Below are 26,252 nucleotides of genomic sequence, written 5' to 3'. Positions count from 1 at the left end.
TGCGAGGCGCCCGGGCCCGCGGAGACCAGCGACCCGTCACCGAGCAGGCTCTCCCGTGAGCTCGCCGCAGGCCACCCCTCCTCCCCCGCGCCGCTCGGCCGCGGTTCATCCGCTTCTCCGCCCCTCCCCGGGCGGAAGGCGGACATTTGTCCTATCCTCATGAATGGGACCGCTCCCCGGGGGCTGGCGGTTCCAGCGGCCGCTCGCGAACCCGAATCCGTGTCCGACCGCCCGTCCTGGGTGCCTGTCTATCCATGACGCGACCGTGGGGCGCACCGATGCGCGCACGCAGGCGGTCGCGTTCGTGTCACGGAGGTCACATGAGCGATTCCGATGGTCCCATCGGCCCGAGCGCCGCGCTCCGCGCGGCCGCGGCCCACACGTTCGCGCGCCTGGAACCCGGGCACGGGCAACCGCTCCAGCGCCACCTCGCGCTCCTGGCGGAAGCCGAGCCGGGCGCGACCCCCCTGATCTGGACCGACACCCGGGCGATGGTCCTCACCGCGATGCTGGTGGCACGCGCGCGTCATGACGCGCTCGGCGACGGCATCGAACTCGTGTCACGCTACTTCGACAGCGGACGTCTCACGCGTCCCGCCGCACTGTCGGGTCCGGCCCGCTCCGCGCTCTACGCGGGCGTCGCGGAGTACTGTGCCGCGGTCGGATGGCCGCAGATCGGCGGGCACTACGCCGCCGAGGCTCTGCTCTTCGCCGAGACACCGGCGCAGCGCTACCGCGCGTTGAGCGTCCAGGCGCTGAGCCTCGGGCTGAACGCGGAGTACCCCGGCGCCGCGCGCACGGTCCGCGAGGCGCGCCGGCTGTTCGCCGATCAGGGGTGGGCGATCTCCGACGTCTCGCACTGCCTGCTCCTGGGCGATGGACTCCTCACCGTGACCAACGCCGACATGGATCACATGCGCGAGATCGCCGACGAGTTGGAGACGGCCCAACCCGACGATCCGTACTGGGCGTTCAGCGTCGGAATGATCCGCGTGACGATCATGCTCATCGAGCGAAACCTCACAGCCGGTCTGGCCGCGAGCCGCCAGCTCCTTCTCGGCTCGGGACGCGCCCGGAGTTTCCGCATCGTGCGCGACCTCCTCCTGGGCTTGCACGCCGACATGCTCGCCGCGCAGGGCGAGTTCGACGAGGCGCTGAACACCCTCTCGACCGCGGTCACGCACTCCGGGCATGCCGTGTGCTTCCCCATGCAGCGGGCCGGGATCATGCTGCACGTCGGTCGCGAGCGCGACGTCATCGACAGCACGAACGCGTGCGTCGCCCTGCTCGACGAACACTGCCTGCGGACACTGACTCCGCTGCTCACGCGCCGAGCCGTCGCATTCCTGCGGCTGGGCAGCGAGAAGCGGGCGGTGCAGAGCATGGAGTCGGTCGTGCGGCTCATCGAGCGGACGGGCGGGTCGGTCACCCCGTTCCTGATGATCCCGTTCGCCGACACGGAGCGTCTGCTCGACCTCGTGATCGAGCACAACCCCGACCTCGTCCCCACGGTCACGTTGATGCGGGAGCTGCTGCCCGCGATCGCCGCGCGATCCAAGGGCTCGGGAGCTTTCGCGGCGCTGACCACCACCGAGCGGGAGCTCGCGTACCTCCTCACCTCGAGCCTCGGCATCCCCGACATCGCGCGGGCGCGGAACGTGTCGGTGAACACCGTGAAGTCACAGGTCCGGTCGATCTACGGCAAGCTGGGGGTGTCGAGCCGAGAGGATGCCGTCGCGTTGCTGCAGCGTCCGGACGAGTGACCGGGGAGCTCGCACCGAACGAGGGGCCCATGCGCGCGACAGACCAGGATGCCGTCATCGACCGGATCCTCGCGCTCTGGAGCGGCGATCTCGAGACGTTGCCGTCCGAGCCGCGGCTCGCGGAGCTCACGGGGGCGAGCAGGGCCTCGGTCCGCGAAGCACTCGTGCGGCTCGAGGAGCGCGGGTACGTGCACCGGACGCAGGGGACGCGCACGACACCCAACCGCCGGCTGCCCGACGTCGGGCGCCGGATCGACGAGCAGTTCGACCACTCCCTGTCGATCCGTGCGGCCGGATACGAGCCGCGGCTCGAGGTCGCGGTATCCGGGGTCCGGGTTCTCGCCGCGGGCGACCCCGAACGGTTCGACGATCTACCCGACGGCACACGGGTGTTCCGCACCGTGAAGGTGTGGAGCGTCGACGGCACGCCGTACGCGCTGGCGGAAGACCTCGTCCCCCTCGCCCACGTCGTCGACCTCGACCCGCGACGGCCGGTGTTCGACCTGGCGGAGGAGGCGAACGGCATCCGAGTCGCGTGGGAGACCCTGTGGGTCGACGCGGTGAGCCTGGATACCGAGCGGGCGGCGCTGCTGGCGACGACGCCGGGGGTCCCGGTCGTCGAGATGACCTACTGCGGATACGGGACGGGCGACGACGTCGGGTATTGGTCGCGCGAGGTGCAGGTGTCCGCCCCCGCGGGGCTGCGGAACGCCCTCATCCGGCGCGTCCGCCACGATCGGGGCGTTTCGGGGTCGTAACGAGGTCGTGAACGTGTCAGACAAGTTGTCGCAGGGCTTGTCTGACAGGCGTATCTTCGGGGCATGACCGAGCCGCTCCCCACCCACCCCCTCACCGCCGCGACCGTCACCGCCGAGGCGTTCGCCCCCTTCGGTGTCGTTCTGACCCCCATGGCAGACGGCACACCCTTCACGGCGGAAGAGGCCGTGCTCGACGTGTCCGGCGGCATCCCGCGCTTCTACCTGATGTCGCTCGACGACAAGAAGCCCGAATTCGTCCGGGTCACGCGGCACCTCGAGACCACCCAGACCCTCATGGCCGTCGGCGACGTCGAGTGGACGATCGCCGTCGCGCCCGCCAGCATCGACGAGCCCACGCTCGACGACCTGCGCGCGTTCCGGATCCCGGCACGCACCGCGATCACGATGCTCAAGGGCACGTGGCACGCCGGCCCGTTCTTCGCCGAGCCGAGCATGGACTTCGTCAACCTCGAACTCGACGACACCAACGTCACCGATCACCACAACTTCCGGCTCGACGACACCTACGGCGTGCGCGTCGTCGTCGAGTGAGCACCCTCACCCCGCTCGCCGATGCGAGTGCTCGCCTGGCCGCCCTCGAACGCGAGGCCGCGCACCAGGAAGCGCTGAGCGCAGGGGACGGACGGTCGTGGGTCGGCGAACGCGACGGTGAACACCCGGTCGTGATCGTGGGCGGTGGACAGGCCGGGCTCGTGCTCGCCCGGGGCCTGCGCCGCCGCGGCATCGACGACGTCGTCGTCCTCGACTCCGCCCCGATCGACGCCACCGGGCCGTGGACCACGTACGCGCGCATGCACACGCTGCGCACCCCGAAGGACATCGCCTGGCCGACGTGGGGCGTCCCGGCGGTGAGTCCGCGCGCGTGGTTCGAGGCCGTGTACGGCGCAGCGGCGTGGGACGATATCGCCTTCTTCCCGACCGTCGCGTGGCAGGGGTTCCTGCAGTGGTACCGCACGGTCGCCGGCATCGAGGTCGTCGGTTCCACCGCCGTCACGTCGATCACGCCGCCGGATGCCGACGGCCCCCTGCGCCTGCACCTCGAGGGCCCCGACGGGTCGTGGGTGCTCCTCGCCCGGCACGTCGTGCTCGCCACCGGCATCGAGGGCGCCGGGGGACGGCACGTTCCGGCGCTCCTCGACGACCTCCCGGCCGAGCGGGTGCACCACACCCACGACGCGATCGATTTCGCCGCCCTCGCTGGGAAGCGCATCGGCATCCTGGGCGCCGGCACCGGCGCGTTCGACAACGCCGCCACCGCCCTCGAGCACGGCGCGGCCTCGGTCGACGTGCACATGCGGCGCACCGCGATGCCGCAGGTCAGCCCCTACCGGTGGATGGAATTCTCGGGCCTCATCGAGAACTACGGCTCGCTCACCGACGCGCAGAAGTGGACGTTCAACGTGCACCTCTCCGCCGTCGACCAGCCCGCCACGCAGAACGCGATCTGGCGCGCACACGCCTTCGACGGCTTCCGTTTCCTGACGGCGTCACCGTGGCGATCCGTCGAGTGGGACGGCACCGAGATCGTCGTGACGACGCCGCATGGCATCCATCGCTATGACGTCGTCATCGCCGCGACCGGGATCGTCGCGGATCTCTCGCGCCGCCCGGAGCTGTCGACGGTGGCCCCGGATGCCACGCTCTGGAGCGATCGACTCACCCCGGCGCAGGTCGCGGAGAACCCCGGGCTCGCGGCGTTCCCCTACCTCGACGACGACTTCGGCCTCGTCAGCCGGAGTGCGGCCGCGGGGTCGGCGCTGTCGCGCATCCACATGTTCAACCACGGCGCGCGGATCAGCCAGGGCATGCTCAGCCACCAGATCCCGGGACTCGTCGGGGGCGCGACCAAGCTCGCCGCGGCGCTGTCGCGACGGCTCTTCACCCGCCACGCCGAGTCGCTGATGGCGGAGTACCTCGCCTACGACGTCCCGGTCGGGGTGCACGTCGGGCGGCGGCCCGTACCGGCGGACGTCACCGGCTGAGCCGGCTGCGCCGCGTGTCCGCGGGGCCGCGGTCGCCGGACCCGCGGGTAGCGTGGGACGGGTGACTTCCCCGCTGATCGTGTCCGTGCCCACCGCGCAGCTCCGCGACGATCTGCAGCCCCTACCCGAGGGCGTGGAGGTGCTCGTCTGGGACATGACGGATGCCGCCCCCCGCCCGCACATCGACATCGTGGTGCCGCCGTACATGTCGATGGACGGCGTCATCGCGCGCCTGACCGAGGTGACGACGCGGCTCGTGCAGGGCCAGTCGATCGGGTACGACAACGTCGAGGGGCGCCTCCCCGAGGGCATCGTGTTCGCCAACGCCACCAGCGTGCACGAGACGGCGACCGCCGAGCTCGCCGTCGCCCTCGCGCTCGCGGCCCAGCGCGCGCTTCCGGACTTCGTCCGCGCGCAGGACCGGGCGGAGTGGGAGGGGAAGTGGACACCGGGCCTCGCCGACGCCCGCGTCACCTTGCTCGGCTTCGGCGGAGTCGGCCGCGCGATCGCCGCCCGCCTGAAGCCCTTCGAGGTCGATCTCCGCGCGGTCGCGTCGCACGGACGACTGCAGGACGACGTCGAGGTCCTCCCCCTCGGCGAGCTGTACGACGTCCTCGCCGCCACCGACGTGCTGATCGTGTCGCTCCCCGGCGGCGACAAGACCCAGCACCTCGTCGACGACGCCGCGCTGTCGGCCCTGCCCGACGGAGCGCTCGTCGTGAACGTCGGCCGCGGCCCCGTGATCGACACGGACGCCCTCGTCGACCACGTGCGGCGCGGGCGCATCCGCGCGGCGCTGGACGTCACCGACCCCGAGCCGCTGCCCGCCGACCACCCGCTGTGGACTCTCGAGGGCGTGCTCATCGCGCCGCACGTCGGCGGCGCCACAGGAGCGATGCGCCCCCGGATCGCGCGGCTCGTCCGCCGGCAGATCGAGCACTTCCTCGCGGGCGAAGAGCCCGAGAACGTGGTGCTGCGCGGCTGATCCGCCGTTCAGCCGTCCGCGCGTGCGGCGTACGTGTTGGCCGTGGCGGCGACGTCGTCGACGTAGCTGTCGAGGTGGTTGTACGAGAAGATCGCCCGCCGCCAGCCGGTCGCGCTCGTCATCTCGCCGGCGGCGCACAGGTAGCGGCCCGCGGCGAGTGCAGCGTCGTCGATCTGGTTCGGGTCGGCCACCCCGTCGCCGTTGCCGTCGGCGCCCCACCGCTGCCACGTCGCGGGGATGAACTGCAACGGGCCCACGGCGCGGTCCCAGGTGGCATCCCCGTCCCACGCGCCGCCGTCGGTGTCGCCGATCGCGGCGCTGGCAGTGCCGTCGAGGGGGATGCCGCGGATCGCCGGCTGCGGGTACCCGGCCTCGTCCAGATTCCCGCCGGAGTGCGTGCCGTGGGCGGATTCGATGGCGCCGATCCCCGCGAGCGTGTTCCAGCCGAGCCCGCAGCCGGGCTGTTCGGCCTTCAGCGTGAGCGCGGCCGACGCGTAGGCGCGCAGGGCCCGCTCCGGGATGCCGGTCGCCGCCGCCGTGCGGGCGGTCCAGGCCGGATCGGCGGGAACGATCTCCGCGAGGGGCGGGGCCGACGGCACGGGAACCGCGGTCGGTACGGGGGCGGAGGCCGGCGCGTCCGCGACGGGCGCGGCATCCGGCTCGACCGCGGGGGCGTACGCCCCCACCCTTTCCTCGAGGGGACGCTCACGGCCGACGGCCTGCGACGACACGACGAGGGCGATCGCGATCACGACGAAGAGCACCGCCGCGACGGCGGCGGCGATCGAAGACCACGAGCGTCCGCGGTCGGCGTCGAGATCCACGCGGACCCTCCCTCGGCATCCACCCGGGCAGGGAACGCCGCGGCGAGACTAGCCATGCGAGGCGACGTGCGGGTGAACGGGGGCCGTCGAGCCGGGGCGCCGCGGCACGCTCGTCCGGTTCGGTGTCCAAGACACGCGGATGCGTCGCGAGGGCGTCCGCGTGTCTTGGACACTCAACCGGGAGAGGGGGCACCGAACTCGGAGGAGGCACCGAGCGCGGCCGGATGCCGCGGCACCGAGCGCGGCCGGACGCCGCGGGACCGGGGTCAGCCGCGGAAGCCCGCGGGATTCGCGAGGAGGTCGGCGAAGGCGAGCTCGGCGGGGCCGATGAGCATCAGGCGCGAGCGCAGGTGCGCGCGCTCGAGACGAATCGTGCGGCCGTCCGCGCCCAGCGGGTGCACGCGCACCGCCTCGGCCAGACGCTCGCGGCTGACCGACAGCAGCGCGCCGAGGTATCCCGAGAGCACGACGGTCTCGGGGCTGAAGGCGTTGACGAAGTTCGTCAGCGCCAGCGAGAGCACCTCGACCTGGCGCGTCACCTCCGCGAGCACGCGGGGATCGCGGGCGACGCCGAGCTCCACGTCGAGTTCGTCCTCGTCGAGCTTGCGCCGGCCGAGCAGCGGTTCGAGGAGGTCGAGCCGGACCTCGGCTTCGAGGCATCCCTTGCGTCCGCACACGCACGTGCGGCCGCGCGGGTCGACGACGGTGTGGCCGAGTTCGCCGGCGTAGCCGGAGGTGCCGCGCAGGAGCGTGCCATCGATGATCAGGCCGCCGCCGATGCTGTGCATCGCGCCGCCGAGGTAGAGGAGGTTGGAGACGCCGACGCCGACACCGAACCGCGACTCGGCGAGCGCGCCGATGCTCGCGTCGTTTCCGGCGGAGACCTGGATGCCGAGTTCGTCGCTCAACCGCGCGGCCACCGGATCCCGGCGCCACCCGAGGGTGGGCGACACCAGCACGGAGCCGTTGGCGTTGACGAGTCCCGGGACGGCGAGGCCCGCGCCGACGACCCGGTAGTGGCGGTCGATGTCGGCACGCATCGCCTCGACCGAGGAGGCGACGATCTGCACGAAGCGGCGGGGCGACGGCGCGCTCGCGGTGTCGTGGCGTAGCCGCGCGTGGACGACGCCGCCGAGCCCGACGAGGGCGACCGTCACGGCGTGGGGCTCGGCCCGCACGCTCAGCGCGGCGACGTGATCCTCGGGCTCGATGTCGAGCGTCGGGCGGCCGACCTTACCGGTGCGTTCGCCGGCGGCGACCTCGCGGACGAGCCCCAGTTCGGTCAACTCCATGACCAGGCCCGTGACCGTCGAGCGGTTCAGGCCGATCGTCGCGCCCAGCTGAGCGCGTGAGAGCGCTCCCCGGAGGTGCAGCATCGACAAGACGGACGCGAGGTTCTGCTGACGGATCAGGTCGTTCGTCGTACGACCTGAGGGTGGTGCGAGCGGCGTGGCGGGCTCGAACACGGCAGGGGTCATGAGGGCACCTCCCCCATTCTCGCATCGACGGCCCCCCGGTTACGGCCGGTGTGGGGAGCGCGGCGGACGGCCGCGCTCCCCACCCGATCAGACACCGCCGTTGCGTCGCTTGTTGAAGATGTCGAACGCGACGGCCAGGAGCAGAACGATGCCCTTGATCGCCATCTGCCAGGCCGCGTCGACGCTCAGGATGGATAGACCCATGTTGAGCACGCCCATGACCAGACCACCGACGACGGCGCCGACGACCGTACCGATACCGCCCTGGACCGCGGCGCCACCGATGAACACCGCCGCGATGGCATCCAGTTCGTAGTTCTGACCGGCGGATGCCACGGCCCCACCGGCGCGTGCGGTGCTGACCACCGCGGCGAGACCGGCGAGCACACCCATGTTGACGAAGATGAAGAAGTTGACCCACTTCGTCTTCACGCCGCTCATCACGGCGGCGAACAGGTTGCCGCCCATCGCGTAGATGTGCCGACCGAACGTCGTGCGGTTGAGCACGAACGTGTACGCCAGCACGAGCACGGCGAGGATGATGAGCACGATCGGCGTGCCGTTGTAGGCGGCGATCGTGAAGGCGACGGCCATGATCGCCACGACGGCGATCGCGTTCTTCAGCCAGAACGACCACGCGACCTCGCGGGGCAGCTCGAGACGGCGGAGCGTCGCGCGGGTGCGCAGCTGCTGCACGATGAGCAGGACGCTGGCGATCGCGCCGAGCACGAGGGTGAGGCTGTCCCAGTTGCCGACGTAGCCGAGAACGGGCGGGAGCCATCCGGCACCGATGGCGGTGAATCCGTCGGGCAGACCGCTGATCGTGCCGCCGGTGAGGAGCACGAGCGTGAGCCCGCGGAAGAGCAGCATGCCCGCGAGCGTGACGATGAACGCGGGTATCCCGACGAAGGCGACCCAGAAGCCCTGCCACGCGCCGACGATCGCGCCGACGACGAGCGACAGGACGACCGCGATGTACCAGGGCAGACCCCATTGGTTCATGGCGATCGCCGCGATCGCGCCGACCATGGCGACGACCGAACCGACCGACAGGTCGATGTGTCCGGCGATGATGACCATCACCATGCCGATCGCGAGGATCAGGACGTACGCGTTCTGCTGGATGAGGTTGTTGACGTTGCCCGGCATGAGCAGGCGCCCGCCGGTGAGCACCTGGAACAGCACGATGATGATGACCAGGGCAGCGAGGATGCCGAACTGCCGGAAGTTGATGCGCGCGAGCAGACCGCGGCGGCGCGGTCCCGGTTGCGTCGGCGCTTCGACCGTCTGGGTGGATGCGGTGGCCATTGCTGTCAGTTCCTTCCGGCGGTCATGTGCCGCATGAGCGTCTCCTGCGTGGCTTCCTCACGGCTGACCTCGGCCGTGATGCGTCCCTCGGAGATGGTGTAGATGCGGTCGGAGAGGCCGATGACCTCGGGCAGCTCCGACGAGATGACGATGACGGCCTTCCCCTGGGCCGCGAGTTCGTTGATGATGCCGTAGATCTCGTACTTCGCCCCGACGTCGATGCCGCGGGTCGGCTCGTCGAGGATCAGCACGTCGGGTCCGGTGAACATCCACTTCGACAGGACCACTTTCTGCTGGTTCCCGCCGGAGAGGCGTCCGGTGATCGCGGCGACACTGGGCGCCTTGATGTTCATCTTGTAGCGGTACGAATCGGCGACCTTGTACTCGCGGTACCGGTCGACGACGCCGAGGCGCGCGAGGCGGGCGAGGGCGGAGGCCGAGACGTTGACCTGGATGTCGCCGATGAGGTTGAGGCCGTACTTCTTGCGGTCCTCCGTGGCGTAGGCGATGCCGTTCTTGATCGCCGCGTCGACGGTGCGGACGTCGATCTGCCGGCCGCCCTTGTACACCTCGCCGGAGATGCCGGTGCCGTACATGCGTCCGAAGATGCTCATCGCGAGCTCGGTGCGCCCGGCACCCATGAGACCGGCGAAGCCGACGATCTCGCCCGCACGCACCATGAAGGACGCGTCGTCGATGACCACGCGCTCGGTGTCGACGGGGTGGTGCACGGTCCAGTTCTCGACGCGGAACAGCTCTTCGCCGATGTCGGGTTCGCGCGGCGGGAAGAGGCTGTTGAGGTCGCGACCGACCATCGCCCGGATGATGCGGCCCTCGTCGGTGTCGGGGTCGTCGCGCCGCATGGTCTCGATCGTCCGGCCGTCGCGGATGATCGTGATGCGGTCGGCGATGCGCAGCACCTCCTTCAGCTTGTGGCTGATGATGATGCAGGTGATCCCCTGGTCGCGCAGCTGGTCGATGAGGTCGAGCAGGTGCGCGGAGTCGTCGTCGTTGAGGGCGGCGGTCGGCTCGTCGAGGATGAGGAGCTTGACCTCCTTGGCCAGCGCCTTCGCGATCTCGACGAGCTGCTGCTTGCCGACGCCGAGCTCGTAGATCTTGGTCGCCGGGTTCTCGCGGAGCCCCACGCGCTTGAGCAGGTCTGCGGCGGCGGTGTTGGTGGCGTTCCAGTCGATCACCCCGCGCTTGGATTTCTCGTTGCCGAGGAAGATGTTCTCGGCGATCGAGAGGTAGGGGCTGAGGGCCAGCTCCTGGTGGATGATGACGATGCCGGCGGCCTCGCTGTCGTTGATCGAGCGGAACGCGACCGGCTCCCCCTCGAGGGTGATCGTCCCGTCGAAGCTGCCGGCGGGATAGACACCGCTCAGCACCTTCATCAGCGTCGACTTCCCCGCGCCGTTCTCGCCGCAGATCGCGTGCACCTCACCGCGATGCACGTCCACCGACACGTCGGCGAGAGCCGGGACGCCGTTGAACGACTTGGAGATCCCCGACATGCGCAGGATCGGTTCGGTCATGGTGTCTCCCTCCGTCGCCCGCGGGCGACAGGTAGCTCCGCCGCCGTGCGGCGACGGAGAGAGCGGCGGGGCGGGCGAACCCGCCCCGCCGCAGAGTGGATCAGAGCCCGACGTCGGAGGCCTTGAGGAAGCCCGAGTCGATGAGCTTGGACTGCACGTCGTCCTTGACGACGACCTCAGGCGTCAGCAGGTAGGACGGGACGACCTTCTTGCCGTTGTCGTAGGTCTTGGTGTCGTTGACCTCGACGGTCTTGCCGTCCTTGATCTCCTGGATCATCTGGAAGACGCGGTCACCCAGAGCACGGGTGTCCTTCCAGACCGTCATGGCCTGCAGACCCTCGAGGATCGCCTTGACGTTGGCCTTGTCGGCATCCTGACCCGTGATGATCGGGTAGTCGGCACCGGCGGTGTAGCCGGCCGACTTGAGGGATGCCTCGATGCCGATGGCGAGGCTGTCGTTGGGAGAGAGGACGACGTTGACCTTCTTGCCGTCGCCGTAGAACGACGAGAGGCGGTTGTCCATCTCGGCCTGCGCCTTGTCGGACGCCCAGCCCTGGATGCCGATGCTGGCCCACGCGTCGTCGTTGGCCGGCGACTTGCCGCTGGGGACGACGAGCTGACCCTTGTCGATGTACGGCTTCAGCACGTCCCAGGCACCCGCGAAGAAGAACTTCGCGTTGTTGTCGTCGGGGCTGCCGGCGAAGGGCTCGAGGTTGAACGGACCCTTGCCGTCCTTGAGTCCCAGCTGCTCCTCGATGAACTGGCCCTGCAGGGTGCCCACCTTGTAGTTGTCGAACGTGGCGTAGTAGTCGACGTTCTCGCTGCCGTTGATGAGGCGGTCGTACGCGATGACGGTCGCGTTCTGGGCCTTGGCCTCCTGCAGCACCGGACCCAGCGTCGAACCGTCGATGGCCGCGATCACGAGGATCTTGGCACCGCCCGAGATCTGGTTCTGGATCTGGCTGATCTGCTGGTCGGTCTTGTTGTCGGCGTACTGCAGGTCGACGGTGCAGCCGGCATCCGTGAGCTTCTTCTGGAGCTGCTCACCGTCGTTGATCCAGCGCTCGAGGCTGCGGGTCGGCATCGCGATGCCGACGTTGCAGTCGCCGCTGCCCCCGGCGGCGTCTCCGCCGCCATCGGCGGGGCGCGTGGAGCTACAGGCTCCGAGGCCGACGGCGAGCGCCGCGATGGCCGCGCCGGTCAGGATTTTCTTCAGCATTGTGATCTGCGTTCCTCTCTGAACTGCAGGGACCCCCGTGGTCCGCACCCGCCGCCCTCCCCGGCGTCGGATCGGGTACGTCCTCGTCCCGGCTTCCTGGTTCCGTCGTAATTATGACGGCTCCGTGAACATATCCCCGCCTCCCCGGATTTGTCCAGAGTCCGACCCCGGAAGGAATGCAACGAACGCGTAACGGAACGGGACTCGTCGGTCCCTCACCGCGGCGCGGCGGTCGTCAGCGGATGTCCTGATCGGCCCCGGACCACAGGTCGCCGCACTCCACCGCCAAGGCACCGTGCGCGCGAAGGTACGGGCGCGCTCCGACGTCGCCGCGGACCGCTGCGGCGAGCACGGCCCAGTGGTCGCGACCGATCACGACGGGGTGCCCGGGGGCACCGGCGTACTCCGCGGACGCGAGCACGGCAGGGTCAGCGCCGACGCGGGCGGCGAGCCGGCGCACGGCCGCGGCGGGCAGGTCGGGGGTGTCGACCGGAACCACGACGACCGCGCTCGCCGCGGTGCGCGCCACGGCGTCGAGGCCCGCGCGAAGAGACGCGGAAACACCCTCTGACCAGGCATCGGCGATCGTGACGATGGCGCCGGGGGGAACGAGGCGAGCCGCGTCGTCGGACGCCGCGCCCAGGACGACGACGACCGGGTCGCACCCCCCGTCGCGCAGCGCGCCGACCGCCCTCTCCACCCACGCGACGCCATCCGGATCACGCGCGAGGGCCTTCGGTCCGCCGAACCGGCGACCCGCACCGGCGGCCAGCACGAGACCGGCGAGCGGGGCGCCGGCGGGCCCGCCGACGGGGGGCGCGGAAGGCTCGGCGGGCATGGTCACGACAGCGTAGCGTGCGCGAAACACGGCGCGGATACGGTCGCCCACGTGCTCGAACTGGCCGCCGACCTGCTGCCCCTGCTGGAGGCGGGGGTACCCGTGGCCGCGGTCACGATCACCCGGGTCGTGCGCAGCGCGCCGCGCGGGGTGGGGGCCACACTCGCCGTGACCGCGGACGCCCGCGTCATCGGTTCGCTCTCCGGCGGCTGCGTCGAGGGCGACGCCGTGATGCTCGGTCTCGACGCCCTCCGCTCGGGCGGGGTCCGTCGCGGAAGCTTCGGTTTCACCGGTCCCGACGACGCGATCGTCGCGGCCGGCCTCGCGTGCGGCGGTGCGATCGAGGTGGTCGCGTACCCCGTCGACGGCGACGACCCCGCTGTGCGCGACGCGTTGCGGCGCGCCGCGGCCGGACGCGAGAGCGCGATCGACCTCGACCTCGGCGACGGGACCGTGCTCGGACTGCACCGACGGTCCCGCCCGCGCCTCATCGTCCTGGGCGCCGGCGAACACGCGGCGGCCCTGTGCCGCGTGGGAGCTGCCGCTGGGTTCGCGGTGACAATATGCGACGCGTGGGCGCTGCTGGTGACGCGCGACCGTTTCCCCGAGGCATCCGATCTCGTCGTCGCCCCGCCGCACGAATACCTCGCGTCGCTCGAGGCGCCCGACGAGCGCACGGCCGTCTGCGTCCTGACCCACGACGAGCGCCTCGACGTCCCCGCCATCCGCACCGCGTTGCGGCTCCCGGTCGGCTTCGTCGGAGCGATGGGCTCACGCGCGACCGTGGCACGACGTGCGGCGCTGCTCACGCAGGCCGGAGTGACGGATGCCGAGCTCGGTCGGCTGCACTCGCCGCTGGGTCTCGACCTCGGTGCGGAGACGCCGGAGGAGACCGCCCTGTCCGTGATCGCGGAGATCGTCGCGGCCCGACGTGGCGCGAGCGCGCTCCCGCTGCGGTCGACCGGGGGCCCGCTGCACGTCGATGCCGCGCGCGGATGCGCCGTGCCGACGCCGGTGATCGCGGGATGACGGCGCTCGTCATCCGCGACGCGGTCGCGGTCGTCGAGGCCGAGGGCCGGATCCGCACGGGCGACGTCGTGTGCATCGACGGGATGGTCGTCGACACCCCCGCCCCCGCCGACGCGACGGTGATCGACGCGAGCGGCTGCGTCGTGACGCCCGGCCTCGTCAACGCCCACCACCACCTGCTGCAGACGGCGTTCCGGACGCTGCCCGGCACCCGTGGCATCCCGATGCGCGAGTGGCTGCCGGCGATGGCGGCCGCCTACGCCGAGGCCGGCGTCGACCCCGGACTGACGGGGATCGCCGCGCGCGCGGGACTCGCCGAAGCGCTGTTGAGCGGTGTCACGACCGTCGCCGACCACCACCTGACCTGGCCCTCCGGCGCCGACACGGTCGGCATGGCCCGCGCCGCCGCCGAGGCGGCCGCCGACCTCGGTGCGCGGCTCGCGTTCGTCCGCGGCGCCGCGCGCGACGATCCGCAGGAGGCCGCACTGTCGGCCGAGGCGATCGCCGCCGCGCTCGTCGACGGCCGCCCGGGCGGTGTCAGCGCCGACGGGATGCTGCAGGTCGCCGTGGGGCCGGCGGGCGTGCACAGCGACCCGCGCGAGACGTTCGCGCTGCTGGGCGAGGTCGCCGAGCGCCGCGGGCTCCGACGCCGCACGCAGGCGAACGAGGTCGTCGACGTCGAGATCGCACAGCAGAAGTACGGTCGGCGTCCCCTCGACCTGCTGGAGGACTGGGGCTGGCTCGCCCCCGATGTCACGCTCGCGCACCTGTGCGCGGTCACGGACGACGAGATCGCCCGGCTCGCCGCCGCCGGGGTCACGGCCACCCACGCCCCCGGCTGCGACGTGCCGATGGGGTGGGGCGTCGCGCCGGTGGCGAAGCTCCGGGATGCCGGCATCCCGGTGGGCCTCGGAACGAGCGGCGGCGGCAGCAACGACGCCGGCCACCTGCTCGCCGACGCGCGTCTCGCGATGCAGGTCTCCGCTCTCGTGGGGCCGCAGCTGGCGGCATCCACCGTTCTGGCGATGGCGACCGAAGGATCCGCCGCGGGCCTCGGGCGCAGCGAGCTCGGTCGACTCACCCCGGGTTCGGCCGCCGACCTGTGCCTGTGGGACGTCGCAGGCGTCGCCGACGCGGGAGTGGCCGACCGGGTCGCGGGGCTCTTGTGGGCCTCGCCCGGTCGGCGTCCGCGCGAGGTCGTCGTCGCGGGCCGCGTCGTCGTGGAGAACGGGACCCTGACCAGCGGCGACGAGGCCGAGATCACCGCGCGACTGTTCGAGAGGGTGGGACGATGACCACCATGGCTCCCGCGATCCCCGCCGACGACCCCGCGACCGGCTCCACCGGCGACGAGCGGCTCGGCGCGCACCTCCGCGGCCTGCGCAAGGCGCGGGGGCTGACGCTCACCCAGCTCGCGGAGGCCGCGGCACTGTCGCACCCGTTCCTCAGCCAGCTCGAGCGCGGTCTCGCCCGGCCCAGCATGGCCAGCCTCGAGCGCCTGGCGCGGGCCCTCGGTACGAGCCGGGTCGAACTCATCGCCGCGTCCGAGCCCCCGCGCCCCGACGAGAGCGCCCACCCGACGTTCGTGCGGGCCGACGAGGGGCTCGTCGGACCCTACGCCGAGGGCAGCGCGCGGATGCTCGCCGAAGGTCCGCGCCGCTTCGAGCCCATGGAGTTCACCGGCGCGAACACCGAGCCGGGCGACCACTACGTGCACGAGGAGGACGAGTTCCTCACGGTGCTCGAGGGCTCGATCGTCATCTCGCTCGGCCCGTTCGGCGAGACGACCCTGGCCGTCGGCGATTCCGTGTACTGCCGTTCCGGAACCCCTCACCGCTGGCATTCGCCCGACGGTGCGCCCTACCGGCTGCTGATCGTGAAAGAACTGGTGCACGGCGCCCCCGACCCCGGCGAAGGAGACACATGAGCGGCGGTCTGACGTTCGAGGTGACGGTCCGCGAGCGCCGCGAGGCCGCGGACGGGGTCGTCGTGCTCGACCTCGAGCGCGCCGGCGGCGTGCTGCCGCACTGGTCGCCCGGCGCGCACATCGACGTCGTCCTGCCCGGCGGCGTCGAGCGGCAGTACTCGCTGTGCGGGTCGCCGACCGAGCGCGGCACCTGGCGCATCGGCGTGCTGCGGGAGCGCGAGGGCTCGGTGTGGCTGCACGAGAACGCGCACCCCGGAACCGCCCTCCGCGTCCGCGGCCCCGCGAACCACTTCCTCTTCGCCCCCACCGCCGGCCGGTCGTACGTGTTCGTCGCCGGGGGCATCGGCATCACACCGATCGTGCCCATGATCGAGGCCGCCGAGGCGGCCGGCGCCGCATGGACGCTGCTCTACGCCGGACGGTCGCGGAGCACGATGGCGTTCGCCGCCGACCTGGCCGAGCTCTACGGCGACCGCGTGGAGGTCTTCGCCGCCGACGAGGGACGCCGCCTCGACCTGGACGCGCGCCTGGGCGCACCGGCATCCCGGACCGTCGTCTACGCGTGCGGGCCCGCACGCCTGTTGGAATCCCTGGATGCCGCGATGTCGGGCTGGCCGCGCGGGAGCCTGCACGTCGAGCGGTTCGAGGCGAAGGTGCTCGGCCCGCCGGTGTGGGCGGAACCGTTCGAGGTCGACCTCATGATGTCGGGGCTGACGGTCGTGGTGCCGCCGGAGAAGTCGATCCTCGACGTCGTCGAGGAGTACGGCGCGGTCGTCCCCTCGAGCTGCCGCGTCGGCACGTGCGGAACGTGCGAAGTGCCCGTGATCGACGGCGACGTCGAGCACCGCGACTCGGTGCTCTCACCCGAGGAGCAGGAGGCGAACCGCACGATGATGCTGTGCGTCTCGCGCGCGGCCTGCCCGCGCATCACGATCGAGTTGTAGCCGCGACCCCCGCGGCGTCCGACGGTTCCTCCGCGATCCGCGGAACCTCCGTCACGCACGGCGGCCGGGGCGGAGGCTGCGCGGAACGCTGATCCGGCGCCGCGCGCCGCAGGTTTGTCACGAGGGTCACGAGCGGGAAATACGGCGGAAACGACCGGTTCCTAGCATCGGAAACAGCCCGGATGTTGGTCACACCAACACTGGAGAGCCGCTCCCGACGGCGCCCGCCTCGACGAAGTGGCATCCTCACCCTCATTCTCCGGAGGTCCTCGTGTCCGCCGCTCCACCCGTCTCGATCACCGCGATCCACAACGCGCGGCTGGCGTCCGGCGCGCTCGTGGACATCGCGATCGACGGCGAGACGGTCGTCGCGGTGGTTCCGGCGGGAACGCCGCTGCCCGGGACCGAGGGCGAGATCCTCGACCTCGCCGGCTACGTCGTCACGGCCGCCGGCGCCGAGCCCCACGGGCACCTCGACAAGTCCCAGTCGTGGGATGCCATCCAGCCCCCGTTCGGCGACCTCGTGCGCGCCATCGAGAGCTGGCAGGCCTTCGCCCAGACGCTCGACGAGGACGAGACGCTCGACCGGGCCCGCTCCACGGCGCTGCGGATGCTGGCATCCGGGATCACCGCCGTCCGCACCCACGTCGACCTGCTGCACGGGGCGGACACGCTGATCGGCGTCCGCGCCCTCGTGCGGCTGCGCGAAGAGCTCCGCGGCCTCATGGACATCGAGCTCGTCGCCCTCGGCGGGCCGACCGTGCCCGACGCCGTGTTCGACGCCGCCCTCGACGCGGGCGTCGACCTCGTCGGCGGGGCACCGCACCTCGCCGAGGACCCGATCGACGACCTCGACCGTCTCATCGCGATCGCCCGGCGTCGCGACGTCGGCCTCGACCTCCACACCGACGAGAGCCTCGCCGGCGCCGACACGCTCGCCGCGTACGCCGCGGCCGTGACCGGCTGGCACCGCCCCCGCTCCGCCGGCCACTGCGTGCGACTCAGCATGATGCCGACCGAAGATCTCGCGACCCTCGCCGACGAGGTGCGGGCGGCCGACATCGGCATCATCGCCCTCCCGATCACCAACCTGTACCTGCAGGGGTGGGAGGACGACCACGCCGTCCCCCGCGGGATCGCCCCGATCGGCCGACTCAAGGCCGCGGGTGTCCGCGTCGCCGCGGGCGCCGACAACGTCCGCGACCCCTTCAACCCCGTCGGCCGGTGCGACCACCTCGAGACCGCCTCCCTGCTCGTCGCCGCGGGGCACCTCGCCCCCGAAGAAGCGGTGGATGCCGTCACCACCGGCGCGCGCGACGTCATGGGACTGCCGGCAGCCGGCCCCGTCCCCGGTGCCCGCGCCGACCTCGTCGCCGTCCGCGCAGCCTCGCTCGGCGAGGCAGTCGCGTTCGCCTCCGCCGACCGCGTGGTCCTCCACCGCGGCCGCGTCGTCGCCCGCACCACGGTCTCGACGCGCATCGCCTCCCCGTCCGCCCCCACCCCGAAGACCGCACCGCCCGCCGACGCACCCGCACCGGCGCTTCCGACCCTCGTCCCGACCGGAAAGTGAGCGCTCCGTGACTCTCGCCTCCCCTTCCCCGGCAGCCACCCTCGCGGGCCCCACCCCGCCGCTGCTGGACTTCCGGAACGTCGCCATGACGTTCCCCAACGGCACCACCGCTCTCTCCGGCGTCGACCTCGTCGTCGAGCGCGGCGAGTTCGTCAGCGTCGTCGGCCCCTCTGGCTGCGGCAAGTCGACCCTCCTGCGCATCGCCTCGGGACTCGAGTCCGCGAGCGAAGGCACCGCGACGGTCAACACCGACCGGATCGGCTACGTCTTCCAGGACGCGACCCTCCTCCCCTGGCGCGACGTGCAGTCCAACGTCGAGCTCCTCGCCGAACTGAACTGGCAGCCCAAGCGCATCCGCACCCCCAAGGCCCAGTGGGCCATCGACCTCGTGGGCCTCAACGGCTTCGAGAAGCACCTGCCCAAGCAGATGTCGGGCGGCATGAAGATGCGCGCGTCGCTCGCCCGTTCGCTCACCCTCGACCCCGAACTGTTCCTCTTCGACGAGCCGTTCGGCGCGCTCGACGAGATCACCCGCGAACGCCTGAACGACGAGCTGCTGAAGATCTTCGTCGAGCAGAAGTTCGGCGGACTGTTCATCACGCACTCGGTCTCCGAAGCGGTCTACCTCTCCACCAAGGTCGTCGTGATGTCGGGTCGCCCCGGCCACCTCGTCGACACGTTCGAGGTCCCCTTCGACATGCCGCGCGACCCCGAGATCCGCTACACGGGCGAGTTCGCCAAGCTCGTCGGCGAGGTCTCCCACGCCCTCCGGGAAGGACACTCATGAGCACCACCTCTGCAGAGCCGGTCGTCTCCGAGACGTCCGAGCCGTCGGCATCCACCCCTGTACCGCCCGTCGGCTCCGCCCCGGCGGCACCGCCCCGCGGTCGCGGCCCGATCTCGCGCGCACTGATCCTCGCGGGCCCGCCACTGGGCGTCCTCGCCGTGCTCGTGGGGATCTGGTACCTCATCGCGGGCATCCTCACCGCCACCGGCAAGGGCTTCCTGCTGCCGATGCCGCACGAGATGTTCACGAAGGGCTTCTTCGACCCGCAGGTCAGCGTCGACATCTGGACCGCGCTCTTCCGCACCACGGGCGTCGCCCTCACCGGTCTCGCGGTCGCCATGGTGATCGGCATCGGCTGGGCCGTCGCGATGTCGCTGGCCCGGTGGGTCGAGCGCAGCACGTACGCGTACGCGGTGATCCTGCAGTGCATCCCGATCCTCGCGCTCGTGCCGCTGGTCGGCTTCTGGTTCGGCTACGAATTCACGGCCCGTGTGATCGTCTGCATCCTGATCGCGCTGTTCCCGATGGTCTCGAACACCCTGTTCGGTCTGCAGTCGGTGGACAAGTCGCAGCGCGAACTGTTCCGCTTGCAGAAGGCGAACAAGTGGACCGTGCTCACCAAGCTCACCCTCCCCGCCGCGCTCCCCTCGATCTTCGTCGGCATGCGCACCTCGGCCGGGCTCTCGGTGATCGGCGCGATCGTCGGCGACTACTTCTTCCGCCGCGGCGATCCGGGCATCGGCTCCCTCATCTCCAACTACCAGTCGCGCCTGCAGAGCGCCGAGCTGTTCGCCGCGATCCTCGCGGCCTGCCTCCTCGGCGTCGCCATCTTCGCCTTCTTCGGCTGGCTGTCGAAGGTCGCCGTCGGCCGCTGGTACGACGCCGTCCGCTGACGCGGAAGCGCCCCCACCTCACAGACACCGGATGCCACGGCACCGCGCCCTCGGGCGTGCCCGCGGCCGTGGCATCCGCCCCCTCCTGCACCACATCCGCACCCGAGAGCTCCACCCGTCACAGAAAGCGAAACAGCATGAAGCGCAGCACCCTCGTCCGCGGCACCGCCGTCACCGGCGCGTTCGCGATCGCCCTCACGCTCACCTCGTGCGCCGGCAGCGCCGCGGATTCGGCGCCGAGCAGCTCCGACCTGACCATCGGCTCGGTCGACCTGTCGGCCGACTGCCCCGCGACCATCGTCGTCCAGACCGACTGGAACCCCGAGGCGGAGCACGGTCACCTCTACGAGATGATCAAGGACGACTACACGATCGACGCCGGAACCAAGGCGGTCACCGGCCCCCTCAAGGTGGACGGCGAGTACACCGGCGTCAACCTCGAGATCCGCGCCGGTGGACCGGCGATCGGATTCCAGACCGTCTCGGCCCAGATGTACCAGGACGACAAGATCACCCTCGGGTACGTCAGCACCGACGAGGCGATCCAGCTCTCGAGCACGACCCCGACCAAGGCCGTCATGGCGCCGCTGGACATCAGCCCGACCATGGTCATGTGGGACCCCGAGACCTACCCCGACGTCAAGACCATCCAGGACGTCAAGCCGGCCCTCGAGAAGAACGGCGGCGTGTGGCGCTACTTCGACGGCTCGGCGTACATCGAGTACCTCAAGAGCGCGGGCCTGGCCAGCGCCGACATCCTCGACGGCTCGTACGACGGCACCCCGTCCAACTTCGTCGCCGCCGGCGGCAAGGACATGCAGCAGGGCTTCGCCTCCGCTGAGCCGTACGTCTACCAGAACGAGGTCTCGGCCTGGGGCAAGCCGGTGGACTTCGCGCTCATCCACGACTCGGGATGGCAGACCTACCAGTCGTCCATGTCGGTCAAGGCCGCGGACTTCGACACGCTGAGCCCCTGCCTCACCAAGCTCGTCCCCGTCCTGCAGAAGGCGGGCGTGGCGTACTACCAGGACCCGAAGGCCGCCAACGACCTCATCCTGAAGCTCGTCGAGGAGTACGACACGGGCTGGACCTACACGCAGGGCGTGGCCGACTACTCGGTCAAGACGCAGGTCGACCTCGGCCTCGTCGGCGACGGCCCCGACTCCACCTACGGCAACTTCGACGACGCACGCTTCGCGGACTTCTTCGACAAGGCCAGCAAGGTCTACACCGACCTGGGCACCCCGCCCGCGTCCGGCTACACCGCCGAGGACCTGTACACCAACGAGTTCATCGACACGTCGATCTCCTTCTGATCGACCCGGCCCGGTCCGCCTCGTGCGGGCCGGGCCGCGTCCCGCCCGCTCCAGCCCACCTCGGCAGCGACCGCACCGCGGCCCCGACACCTGGCATCCACCCCACCCGCGTCACCCGGAGACACCCATGAGCGACACCGCCACCCGCGTCCTCTCCCTCGAGGACGACCTGCTCGACCTGCTCGGTCCCGCCGCCGTCAGCACCGAACCGCGCGTGCGAGAGCGCGCCAGCGTCGACGGGTCGCCGATGTCGCCGATCATCGCCGCCAAGCTCCCCCTCGGACTCGCCGACCTCGTGGTCTTCCCCGCGGATGCCGAGCAGATCGCGATCGCGGTCGCCGCCGCCGCGCGGCACGGCGTGCCCGTCACCGTCCGCGGCAAGGGCACCGGCAACTACGGCCAGGCCATCCCGATGCAGGGCGGCCTCGTCGTCGACACCACCCGCGCCAAGGCGATCGTCGAGGTCGGCGACGGCTTCATCACCGCTGAAGCCGGAACCCCCATGGTGCTGCTCGAACAGGCCGCGTGGGCCGCGGGCCAGGCGCTGTGGATGTACCCCTCGACCGCGCAGTCCACCCTCGGCGGCTTCCTCTCCGGCGGCTCCGGCGGCACCGGCTCCATCGAGCACGGCTCGAACGACCGCGGCTTCGTCGCCGCGCTCGACGTCGTGCATGCCGACGGCAGCGCCGACATCATCCACGTCGAGGGCGACGACGCCCAGAAGTACGTGCACAACTACGGAACGGCCGGCGTCATCGTCCGCGCCACCGTCCGACTCGAGCCGCTGCGCGAGTGGCGCGGGCTGTGGGCCAGCTTCCCCGACTTCTCGGGCACCCTGGCGGTGCTGCAGACCATCGGCAACCTCGACCCCACCCCGCGCCTGGTGTCGGGCGACGGGCCCGAGATCTCGGCATCCCTCCCCGCCGACGAAGCGATCCCCGGGGGTCGGTCGAGCCTCCGCGCGATCATCGACGCGTCGCTCATCGACACCGTCACCGCGATCGTCGAGGGCGCGGGCGGCCGCGTCGAGGCGGTGCGCGAGGGGCCGCAGGCCAGCATCCGTCTGTCGATGCTCAGCTACAACCACCCCATCGAGTGGTACCAGAAGAGCCAGCCGCACGAGGTGTTCCACCTCGAGGTCGCCGGCACGCCGCTCGCCGAGGACGTCGACGCCGTCGAAGCCGTCTTCGCCGGGGGGAAGCTGCACATCGAGTCGACGAAGGCCTTCCCGATCGGCATGCTCGCCGCCCCCTACGTCAGCGAGGAGGACGTGTACCGCGGGATCGCCGACCTCAACGCGATCGGCGTCGGCGTGCACAACCCCCACCAGTGGAACGTCGACTTCAACGTCGAGCAGACCGCGGAGCTCGCCCGTCTCACCGACCCGAACGGGCTGCTGAACCCCGGCAAACTCAACCCCGACTACTCGGGCGCACGCAAGGGAGCGATCATCTCGTGAGCCGTCTCCTCGCCGAGCTCAGCGGCCCCGCCGCAGCCGAAGCCCTCACCGAGAAGTCGATCATCGTGCTGCCGACCGGCGCGATCGAGCACCACGGTCCGCACCTGCCCCTCGCGACGGATGCCATCGTCGCCGAGGCCTCGGCCACGGCCGCGGTCGCGCGCGCCGCCGCGCAGGGCATCGACGTGTGGCAGCTGCCCACGCTGTCGATCACGAAGTCCGACGAGCACTCCTGGGCGCCGGGCACGCTGTGGCTCACGCCCGAGACGATGATGCAGACCATCGTCGACATCGGCCGCTCGCTCCTGACCACGCGCGCCCGCACGCTGGTGTTCCTCAACGGACACGGCGGCAACGTCGCGCTGCTGAACGTCGCGAACCGGGAGCTCCGCCGACGCTTCGGCCTGCGGACGTTCTTCATGCCCGCCGCCCGCGTGCCCTCCTTCAACGGCACCGACGGCGGTCCCGACGAGCACGGAACCGGTATCCACGCCGGGCACGGCGAGACGAGCATGATCATGCACCTGCGGCCCGAACTCGTGGATGCCTCGAAGTTCGAGGCCACCGTCCCGGCGCACATCGGCGACTTCCGGCACATCGGCTTCAACGGCAAGCCCGTGACCTTCGGCTGGCTGTCGAACGACTTCGGCCCCACGGGGGTGCTCGGCGACCCGACGGGCGCGAACGCCGCGCACGGCGCCGAGCTGTTCGAGGACAGCGTGTCGTTCGTCGTGGAGGCGCTCGAGGAGATCAGCCGATTCGACTACACCGCGTGACGGTGCCCGCGTCCCGCGGGACACGGCGGAAGGGCACGGAATGAGCGTCGCGGCCGAGGCCACGGGCGTCCGCGCCTACGGACAGGTGCTGCGCCTGCCCGGCGCGCGGACGTTCGTCGCGGCCGGGATCCTGGCCCGGTTCCCCCGCGCGACCCTGTCGCTCGGCGTGATCCTCCTCGTCTCGGCCGCGACCGGCAGCTTCGGCTCGGCCGGGATCGTCGTCGCACCGCTCGTCGGCGGCATGGCGGTCGCGGCCCCGCTGTGGTCGTCGCGCATGGACCGGTACGGCCAGGCCCGCGTCATCCTGATCTCGCTCGGATGCCTCGTGCTCGCGGCATCCGCGCTGCTCGCCCTGGTGCTGACGGCGGCGCCGTTCTGGACGTGGCTCGTCGCCGCGTTCGCGACCGGGGCGGCCACGCCCGACCTCACCTCGGCGGTGCGAGCCCGGTGGACCGTGCTGGCACCGCCGTCGCAGCGGACCGCGGCCCTCGCGCTCGAGACCATCGGCGACCAGATGGTGTTCATCTCCGGGCCGCCGGTCATCACCGCGGTCGCGGCGGCCGTGAACCCGACGGTCGCGATGCTCGGCTCTCTGACCCTCGGCGTCATCGGAGGGGTGTGGCTGGCGTCGCAGCGCCGCACGCAGCCGGCCGCGAGCGGGGCGACGGGTCGCGCACGTCTGGTGCTGCCCCCGGCCGGGATCGTGCCCGTCGCGCTCGCGTGCATCGCCCTGGGCGGCGTGTTCGGGGCGTTCGACGTGACGCTGGTCGGATGGGCCGAGCTGGGGGGACGTCCGTGGCTCGCCGGACCCGCGTTCAGCGCGCTCGCCCTCGCGATCGCCGTGGGCTCGGTGATCACCGGGGCCCGCGCGTGGAGGCTCTCGCCGATCGCGCGGTTCATCGGGTTCGCCGGCGCGGCCGCGATCGCCGCGCTGGCGCTGCCGCTCACGCAGGGCGTGACGCCGGTGCTGTTCTTGGCGATCCTCGTCCTCGGCCTGCTGCTGTCGCCCGTGATGATCTCGGGGATCCTCGTGGCATCCGCCCGTGCTCCCGAAGGCCGTGTGACCGAAACGCTCGCCTACCCGACGGCGGCGATGTCGCTGGGCGTCCCGATCGGCGGCGTGATCGCCGGATCGGCCCTGGATGCCACGGGCCCCGCGACCGCGCTCGTCACCATCGCCGTGGCCCTCGCGTGCGCCGCGGTGATCGCCGTGGCGGGCGAGGCGCTGCTGCGGGTCGCGCGGCGCTGAGGGCGAACGGGCGTCCCGGCGCCGACGAGAGCGCCGGGACCGCCCGTCAGCGCGCGTCGACGTCCGCGGGCTCCGGCCGGGCGGCGGGGGCCGCGGCGGCGCGGCGCGCGATGACACGGTTGCGAACTGCGAAGGCCAGGACCACCGCGAGCACCGCGTAGATCGCCAGGGCGATGGGGCTCTGCACGAGAGTCGTGAGGTCGCCGTTGGCGCTCATCGCGGCATCCCGCAGGCTCGTCTCCGCGAGGGGACCGAGGACCATGCCGATGATGAGCGGGGCGAGGGGGTAGTCGTTCGTCCGGAGGAGGAACCCGAGGAGCCCGACGCCGAGCAGCATGAGGAGGTCGAACGTCGCGCCCGAGGTCGCGTAGATGCCGAGTCCGCTGAACACGGCGATCGAGGCATACAGGTACGGGCGCGGGATGACGAGGAGCTTGGCCCACAGCATCGCGAACGGCAGGTTCAGGATCAGGAGCACCACCATCGCGAGGAAGAAGCTCGCGATGAGCGCCCACACCAGGTCGGGAGCCCGCTCGAACAGCAGCGGCCCCGGCTGCAGGCCGTACTGGCGGAACGCGGCGAGCATGATCGCCGCCGTGGCCGACACCGGCAGACCCAGCGCGAGCAGCGAACCCATCGCCATGCCCGTCGTGGAGTTGCCCGCGGCCTCCGGCGCCGCGAGGCCGCGGATCGCCCCGGTGCCGAACTTCGGCGTCCGCCGTCTGGCATCCAGTCGCTTCTCGATGCCGTAGGCGAGGAACGTCGGGATCTCCGAGCCGCCCGCCGGGATGACGCCGAACGGCAGACCGATCGCGGTGCCGCGGAGCCACGCCGGGGTGGCCTCGGCGAGTTCCCTGCGCGAGAGCCACGGGCGTCCGGTCGGGCGGATCATCGTCTTCCCGGAAATGTGCTGCTCGAGACAGGCGACGTAGATGACTTCGCCGAGAGCCAGGATGCCGACGGTCACGGTGATGAGCGAGATGCCGTCGAAGAGGTTCGGCGAGTCCAGCGTGAAGCGGGGCGCGCCCGAGACGCCGTCGATGCCGATGACCGCGATCCCGAGACCGAGGAACAGCGACGCGAGACCCTTCACGGCGTTGTCGGTCACGACCGACGACGTCGCGGCGAAGGCGAAGATCGCCAGGGCGAAGAACTCGGCGGGTCCGAAACTGCTCGAGAGATCGGCCAGCAGCGGCGCGAAGAACACCAGCAGCACCGACGCGATGATGCCGCCGATGAACGCGCCGATCGCGGCGGTCGCGAGGGCCTGCGCCGCGCGTCCGTTGAGGGCCATCTTGTGCCCCTCGAACGTCGAGGCGATCGCGGAGGCCTGGCCCGGGGTGTTCAGCAGGATGCCGGTGATGGAATCGCCGAACAGCCCGCCGAAGTACACGCCCGAGAACATGATGAACGCCGCGGTCGGGTCGAGCGAGAACGTCACCGGCAGCAGGAGCGCCACCGCCATCGACGAGCCCAGGCCCGGCATGACGCCGACGGCGGTCCCGAGCACGCAGCCCACGAGCACCCAGATGAGGTTCTGCCACGTGAGGGCACCGGCGAAGCCTTCGCCGAGGAGAGCGAGAACGTCCAT

Annotated in this window: 23 protein-coding genes; 16 read left to right on the top strand and 7 right to left on the bottom strand. The window is 71.4% G+C overall.

Translation table 11 applies throughout. The features are described from left to right. The first annotated feature begins 320 nt into the window (after window positions 1–320). The 5 genes from P8R59_RS07510 to P8R59_RS07490 all read left to right on the top strand — a co-directional run bounded on the left by P8R59_RS07510 (window position 321) and on the right by P8R59_RS07490 (window position 5,509). Entirely contained in the window at window positions 321–1,763 is a 1,443-nt protein-coding gene (locus P8R59_RS07510; protein ID WP_278103410.1) for a response regulator transcription factor, read from the top strand. A gap of 29 nt (window positions 1,764–1,792) precedes the next feature. Beyond that, a complete protein-coding gene (locus P8R59_RS07505) occupies window positions 1,793–2,521 on the top strand; it encodes a GntR family transcriptional regulator (protein WP_278103409.1) in 729 nt (242 codons plus the stop codon). Window positions 2,522–2,584: 63 nt separating this feature from the next. After that, a complete protein-coding gene (locus P8R59_RS07500; RefSeq protein WP_278103408.1) occupies window positions 2,585–3,073 on the top strand; it encodes an ureidoglycolate lyase in 489 nt (162 codons plus the stop codon). Next, entirely contained in the window at window positions 3,070–4,524 is a 1,455-nt protein-coding gene (locus tag P8R59_RS07495) for an FAD-dependent oxidoreductase (RefSeq protein WP_278103407.1), read from the top strand. The genes P8R59_RS07500 and P8R59_RS07495 overlap by 4 nt, the downstream gene beginning before the upstream one ends. Before the next feature lie 61 nt (window positions 4,525–4,585). Next, on the top strand, window positions 4,586–5,509 hold the full coding sequence (locus P8R59_RS07490; protein ID WP_278103406.1) for an NAD(P)-dependent oxidoreductase: 924 nt from the start codon (window positions 4,586–4,588) through the stop codon (window positions 5,507–5,509). Between the two features lie 8 nt (window positions 5,510–5,517). On the opposite strand, the gene P8R59_RS07485 is transcribed toward P8R59_RS07490, so the two are convergent. The 6 genes from P8R59_RS07485 to P8R59_RS07460 all read right to left on the bottom strand — a co-directional run bounded on the left by P8R59_RS07485 (window position 5,518) and on the right by P8R59_RS07460 (window position 12,711). Next, window positions 5,518–6,333, bottom strand: coding sequence for a lytic transglycosylase domain-containing protein (locus P8R59_RS07485; RefSeq protein WP_278103405.1), 816 nt, complete (start codon window positions 6,331–6,333; stop codon window positions 5,518–5,520). Between the two features lie 266 nt (window positions 6,334–6,599). Then, window positions 6,600–7,811, bottom strand: coding sequence for an ROK family protein (locus P8R59_RS07480; protein WP_077050875.1), 1,212 nt, complete (start codon window positions 7,809–7,811; stop codon window positions 6,600–6,602). Window positions 7,812–7,898: 87 nt separating this feature from the next. Beyond that, window positions 7,899–9,119 (bottom strand): multiple monosaccharide ABC transporter permease, encoded by a 1,221-nt coding sequence (mmsB, locus tag P8R59_RS07475; RefSeq protein ID WP_077050876.1) that lies wholly within the window; start codon window positions 9,117–9,119, stop codon window positions 7,899–7,901. 5 nt (window positions 9,120–9,124) lie between these two features. After that, window positions 9,125–10,654 carry a multiple monosaccharide ABC transporter ATP-binding protein gene (gene mmsA / locus P8R59_RS07470; protein ID WP_278103404.1) on the bottom strand — a complete coding sequence of 510 codons (1,530 nt, stop codon included), beginning with the start codon at window positions 10,652–10,654 and terminating at the stop codon, window positions 9,125–9,127. Window positions 10,655–10,754: 100 nt separating this feature from the next. After that, complete coding sequence (gene chvE / locus P8R59_RS07465; RefSeq protein ID WP_077050878.1) at window positions 10,755–11,873, bottom strand: multiple monosaccharide ABC transporter substrate-binding protein; 1,119 nt, start codon at window positions 11,871–11,873, stop codon at window positions 10,755–10,757. 235 nt (window positions 11,874–12,108) lie between these two features. After that, a complete protein-coding gene (locus P8R59_RS07460; protein WP_278103403.1) occupies window positions 12,109–12,711 on the bottom strand; it encodes a nucleotidyltransferase family protein in 603 nt (200 codons plus the stop codon). Window positions 12,712–12,762: 51 nt separating this feature from the next. On the opposite strand from P8R59_RS07460, the gene P8R59_RS07455 reads away from it, so the two are divergent. The 11 genes from P8R59_RS07455 to P8R59_RS07405 all read left to right on the top strand — a co-directional run bounded on the left by P8R59_RS07455 (window position 12,763) and on the right by P8R59_RS07405 (window position 24,661). After that, window positions 12,763–13,740 (top strand): XdhC family protein, encoded by a 978-nt coding sequence (locus P8R59_RS07455; RefSeq protein ID WP_278103402.1) that lies wholly within the window; start codon window positions 12,763–12,765, stop codon window positions 13,738–13,740. Further along, window positions 13,737–15,035: an amidohydrolase family protein gene (locus P8R59_RS07450; RefSeq protein WP_278103401.1), complete on the top strand. Its 1,299-nt coding sequence runs from the start codon at window positions 13,737–13,739 to the stop codon at window positions 15,033–15,035. Before P8R59_RS07455 ends, P8R59_RS07450 begins: the two co-directional genes overlap by 4 nt. After that, window positions 15,032–15,667 carry a helix-turn-helix domain-containing protein gene (locus P8R59_RS07445; protein WP_083735053.1) on the top strand — a complete coding sequence of 212 codons (636 nt, stop codon included), beginning with the start codon at window positions 15,032–15,034 and terminating at the stop codon, window positions 15,665–15,667. Before P8R59_RS07450 ends, P8R59_RS07445 begins: the two co-directional genes overlap by 4 nt. Further along, window positions 15,664–16,611, top strand: coding sequence for a PDR/VanB family oxidoreductase (locus P8R59_RS07440; RefSeq protein WP_278103400.1), 948 nt, complete (start codon window positions 15,664–15,666; stop codon window positions 16,609–16,611). The genes P8R59_RS07445 and P8R59_RS07440 overlap by 4 nt, the downstream gene beginning before the upstream one ends. Before the next feature lie 271 nt (window positions 16,612–16,882). Continuing rightward, window positions 16,883–18,181, top strand: a complete 1,299-nt coding sequence (locus P8R59_RS07435; protein WP_278103399.1) for an amidohydrolase family protein — start codon at window positions 16,883–16,885, stop codon at window positions 18,179–18,181. Between the two features lie 7 nt (window positions 18,182–18,188). After that, window positions 18,189–18,968, top strand: coding sequence for an ABC transporter ATP-binding protein (locus P8R59_RS07430; protein ID WP_077050883.1), 780 nt, complete (start codon window positions 18,189–18,191; stop codon window positions 18,966–18,968). Beyond that, entirely contained in the window at window positions 18,965–19,861 is an 897-nt protein-coding gene (locus tag P8R59_RS07425) for an ABC transporter permease (protein ID WP_278103398.1), read from the top strand. Before P8R59_RS07430 ends, P8R59_RS07425 begins: the two co-directional genes overlap by 4 nt. 137 nt (window positions 19,862–19,998) lie before the next feature. Next, window positions 19,999–21,177, top strand: coding sequence for an ABC transporter substrate-binding protein (locus P8R59_RS07420; RefSeq protein WP_278103397.1), 1,179 nt, complete (start codon window positions 19,999–20,001; stop codon window positions 21,175–21,177). A 127-nt stretch (window positions 21,178–21,304) separates the two neighbouring features. After that, entirely contained in the window at window positions 21,305–22,636 is a 1,332-nt protein-coding gene (locus P8R59_RS07415; RefSeq protein ID WP_278103396.1) for an FAD-binding oxidoreductase, read from the top strand. Further along, window positions 22,633–23,412: a creatininase family protein gene (locus P8R59_RS07410; RefSeq protein WP_278103395.1), complete on the top strand. Its 780-nt coding sequence runs from the start codon at window positions 22,633–22,635 to the stop codon at window positions 23,410–23,412. Before P8R59_RS07415 ends, P8R59_RS07410 begins: the two co-directional genes overlap by 4 nt. A gap of 40 nt (window positions 23,413–23,452) precedes the next feature. Further along, complete coding sequence (locus P8R59_RS07405; RefSeq protein ID WP_278103394.1) at window positions 23,453–24,661, top strand: MFS transporter; 1,209 nt, start codon at window positions 23,453–23,455, stop codon at window positions 24,659–24,661. Between the two features lie 46 nt (window positions 24,662–24,707). Here the strand turns inward: P8R59_RS07405 and P8R59_RS07400 are convergent, their stop codons facing one another. After that, the gene (locus tag P8R59_RS07400) at window positions 24,708–26,252 is read right to left on the bottom strand and encodes a tripartite tricarboxylate transporter permease (protein WP_278103393.1); all 1,545 of its coding nucleotides are present in this window, start codon (window positions 26,250–26,252) and stop codon (window positions 24,708–24,710) included.

Origin of the sequence: Microbacterium proteolyticum (genome assembly GCF_029639405.1) — a bacterium.
In the GTDB taxonomy this organism is placed as follows: domain Bacteria; phylum Actinomycetota; class Actinomycetes; order Actinomycetales; family Microbacteriaceae; genus Microbacterium.
This window is presented reverse-complemented; position numbering and strand designations above follow the sequence as displayed.

Bases quoted from the DNA above. Each gene is read 5' to 3' on its own strand.
- P8R59_RS07510 (WP_278103410.1), top strand. From the start codon at position 321: ATGAGCGATTCCGATGGTCCCATCGGCCCGAGCGCCGCGCTCCGCGCG.
- P8R59_RS07505 (WP_278103409.1), top strand. From the start codon at position 1,793: ATGCGCGCGACAGACCAGGATGCCGTCATCGACCGGATCCTCGCGCTC.
- P8R59_RS07500 (WP_278103408.1), top strand. From the start codon at position 2,585: ATGACCGAGCCGCTCCCCACCCACCCCCTCACCGCCGCGACCGTCACC.
- P8R59_RS07480 (WP_077050875.1), bottom strand. From the start codon at position 7,811: ATGACCCCTGCCGTGTTCGAGCCCGCCACGCCGCTCGCACCACCCTCA.
- mmsB (WP_077050876.1), bottom strand. From the start codon at position 9,119: ATGGCCACCGCATCCACCCAGACGGTCGAAGCGCCGACGCAACCGGGA.
- mmsA (WP_278103404.1), bottom strand. From the start codon at position 10,654: ATGACCGAACCGATCCTGCGCATGTCGGGGATCTCCAAGTCGTTCAAC.
- chvE (WP_077050878.1), bottom strand. From the start codon at position 11,873: ATGCTGAAGAAAATCCTGACCGGCGCGGCCATCGCGGCGCTCGCCGTC.
- P8R59_RS07460 (WP_278103403.1), bottom strand. From the start codon at position 12,711: ATGCCCGCCGAGCCTTCCGCGCCCCCCGTCGGCGGGCCCGCCGGCGCC.
- P8R59_RS07450 (WP_278103401.1), top strand. From the start codon at position 13,737: ATGACGGCGCTCGTCATCCGCGACGCGGTCGCGGTCGTCGAGGCCGAG.
- P8R59_RS07445 (WP_083735053.1), top strand. From the start codon at position 15,032: ATGACCACCATGGCTCCCGCGATCCCCGCCGACGACCCCGCGACCGGC.
- P8R59_RS07440 (WP_278103400.1), top strand. From the start codon at position 15,664: ATGAGCGGCGGTCTGACGTTCGAGGTGACGGTCCGCGAGCGCCGCGAG.
- P8R59_RS07425 (WP_278103398.1), top strand. From the start codon at position 18,965: ATGAGCACCACCTCTGCAGAGCCGGTCGTCTCCGAGACGTCCGAGCCG.
- P8R59_RS07420 (WP_278103397.1), top strand. From the start codon at position 19,999: ATGAAGCGCAGCACCCTCGTCCGCGGCACCGCCGTCACCGGCGCGTTC.
- P8R59_RS07415 (WP_278103396.1), top strand. From the start codon at position 21,305: ATGAGCGACACCGCCACCCGCGTCCTCTCCCTCGAGGACGACCTGCTC.
- P8R59_RS07405 (WP_278103394.1), top strand. From the start codon at position 23,453: ATGAGCGTCGCGGCCGAGGCCACGGGCGTCCGCGCCTACGGACAGGTG.
- P8R59_RS07400 (WP_278103393.1), bottom strand. From the start codon at position 26,252: ATGGACGTTCTCGCTCTCCTCGGCGAAGGCTTCGCCGGTGCCCTCACG.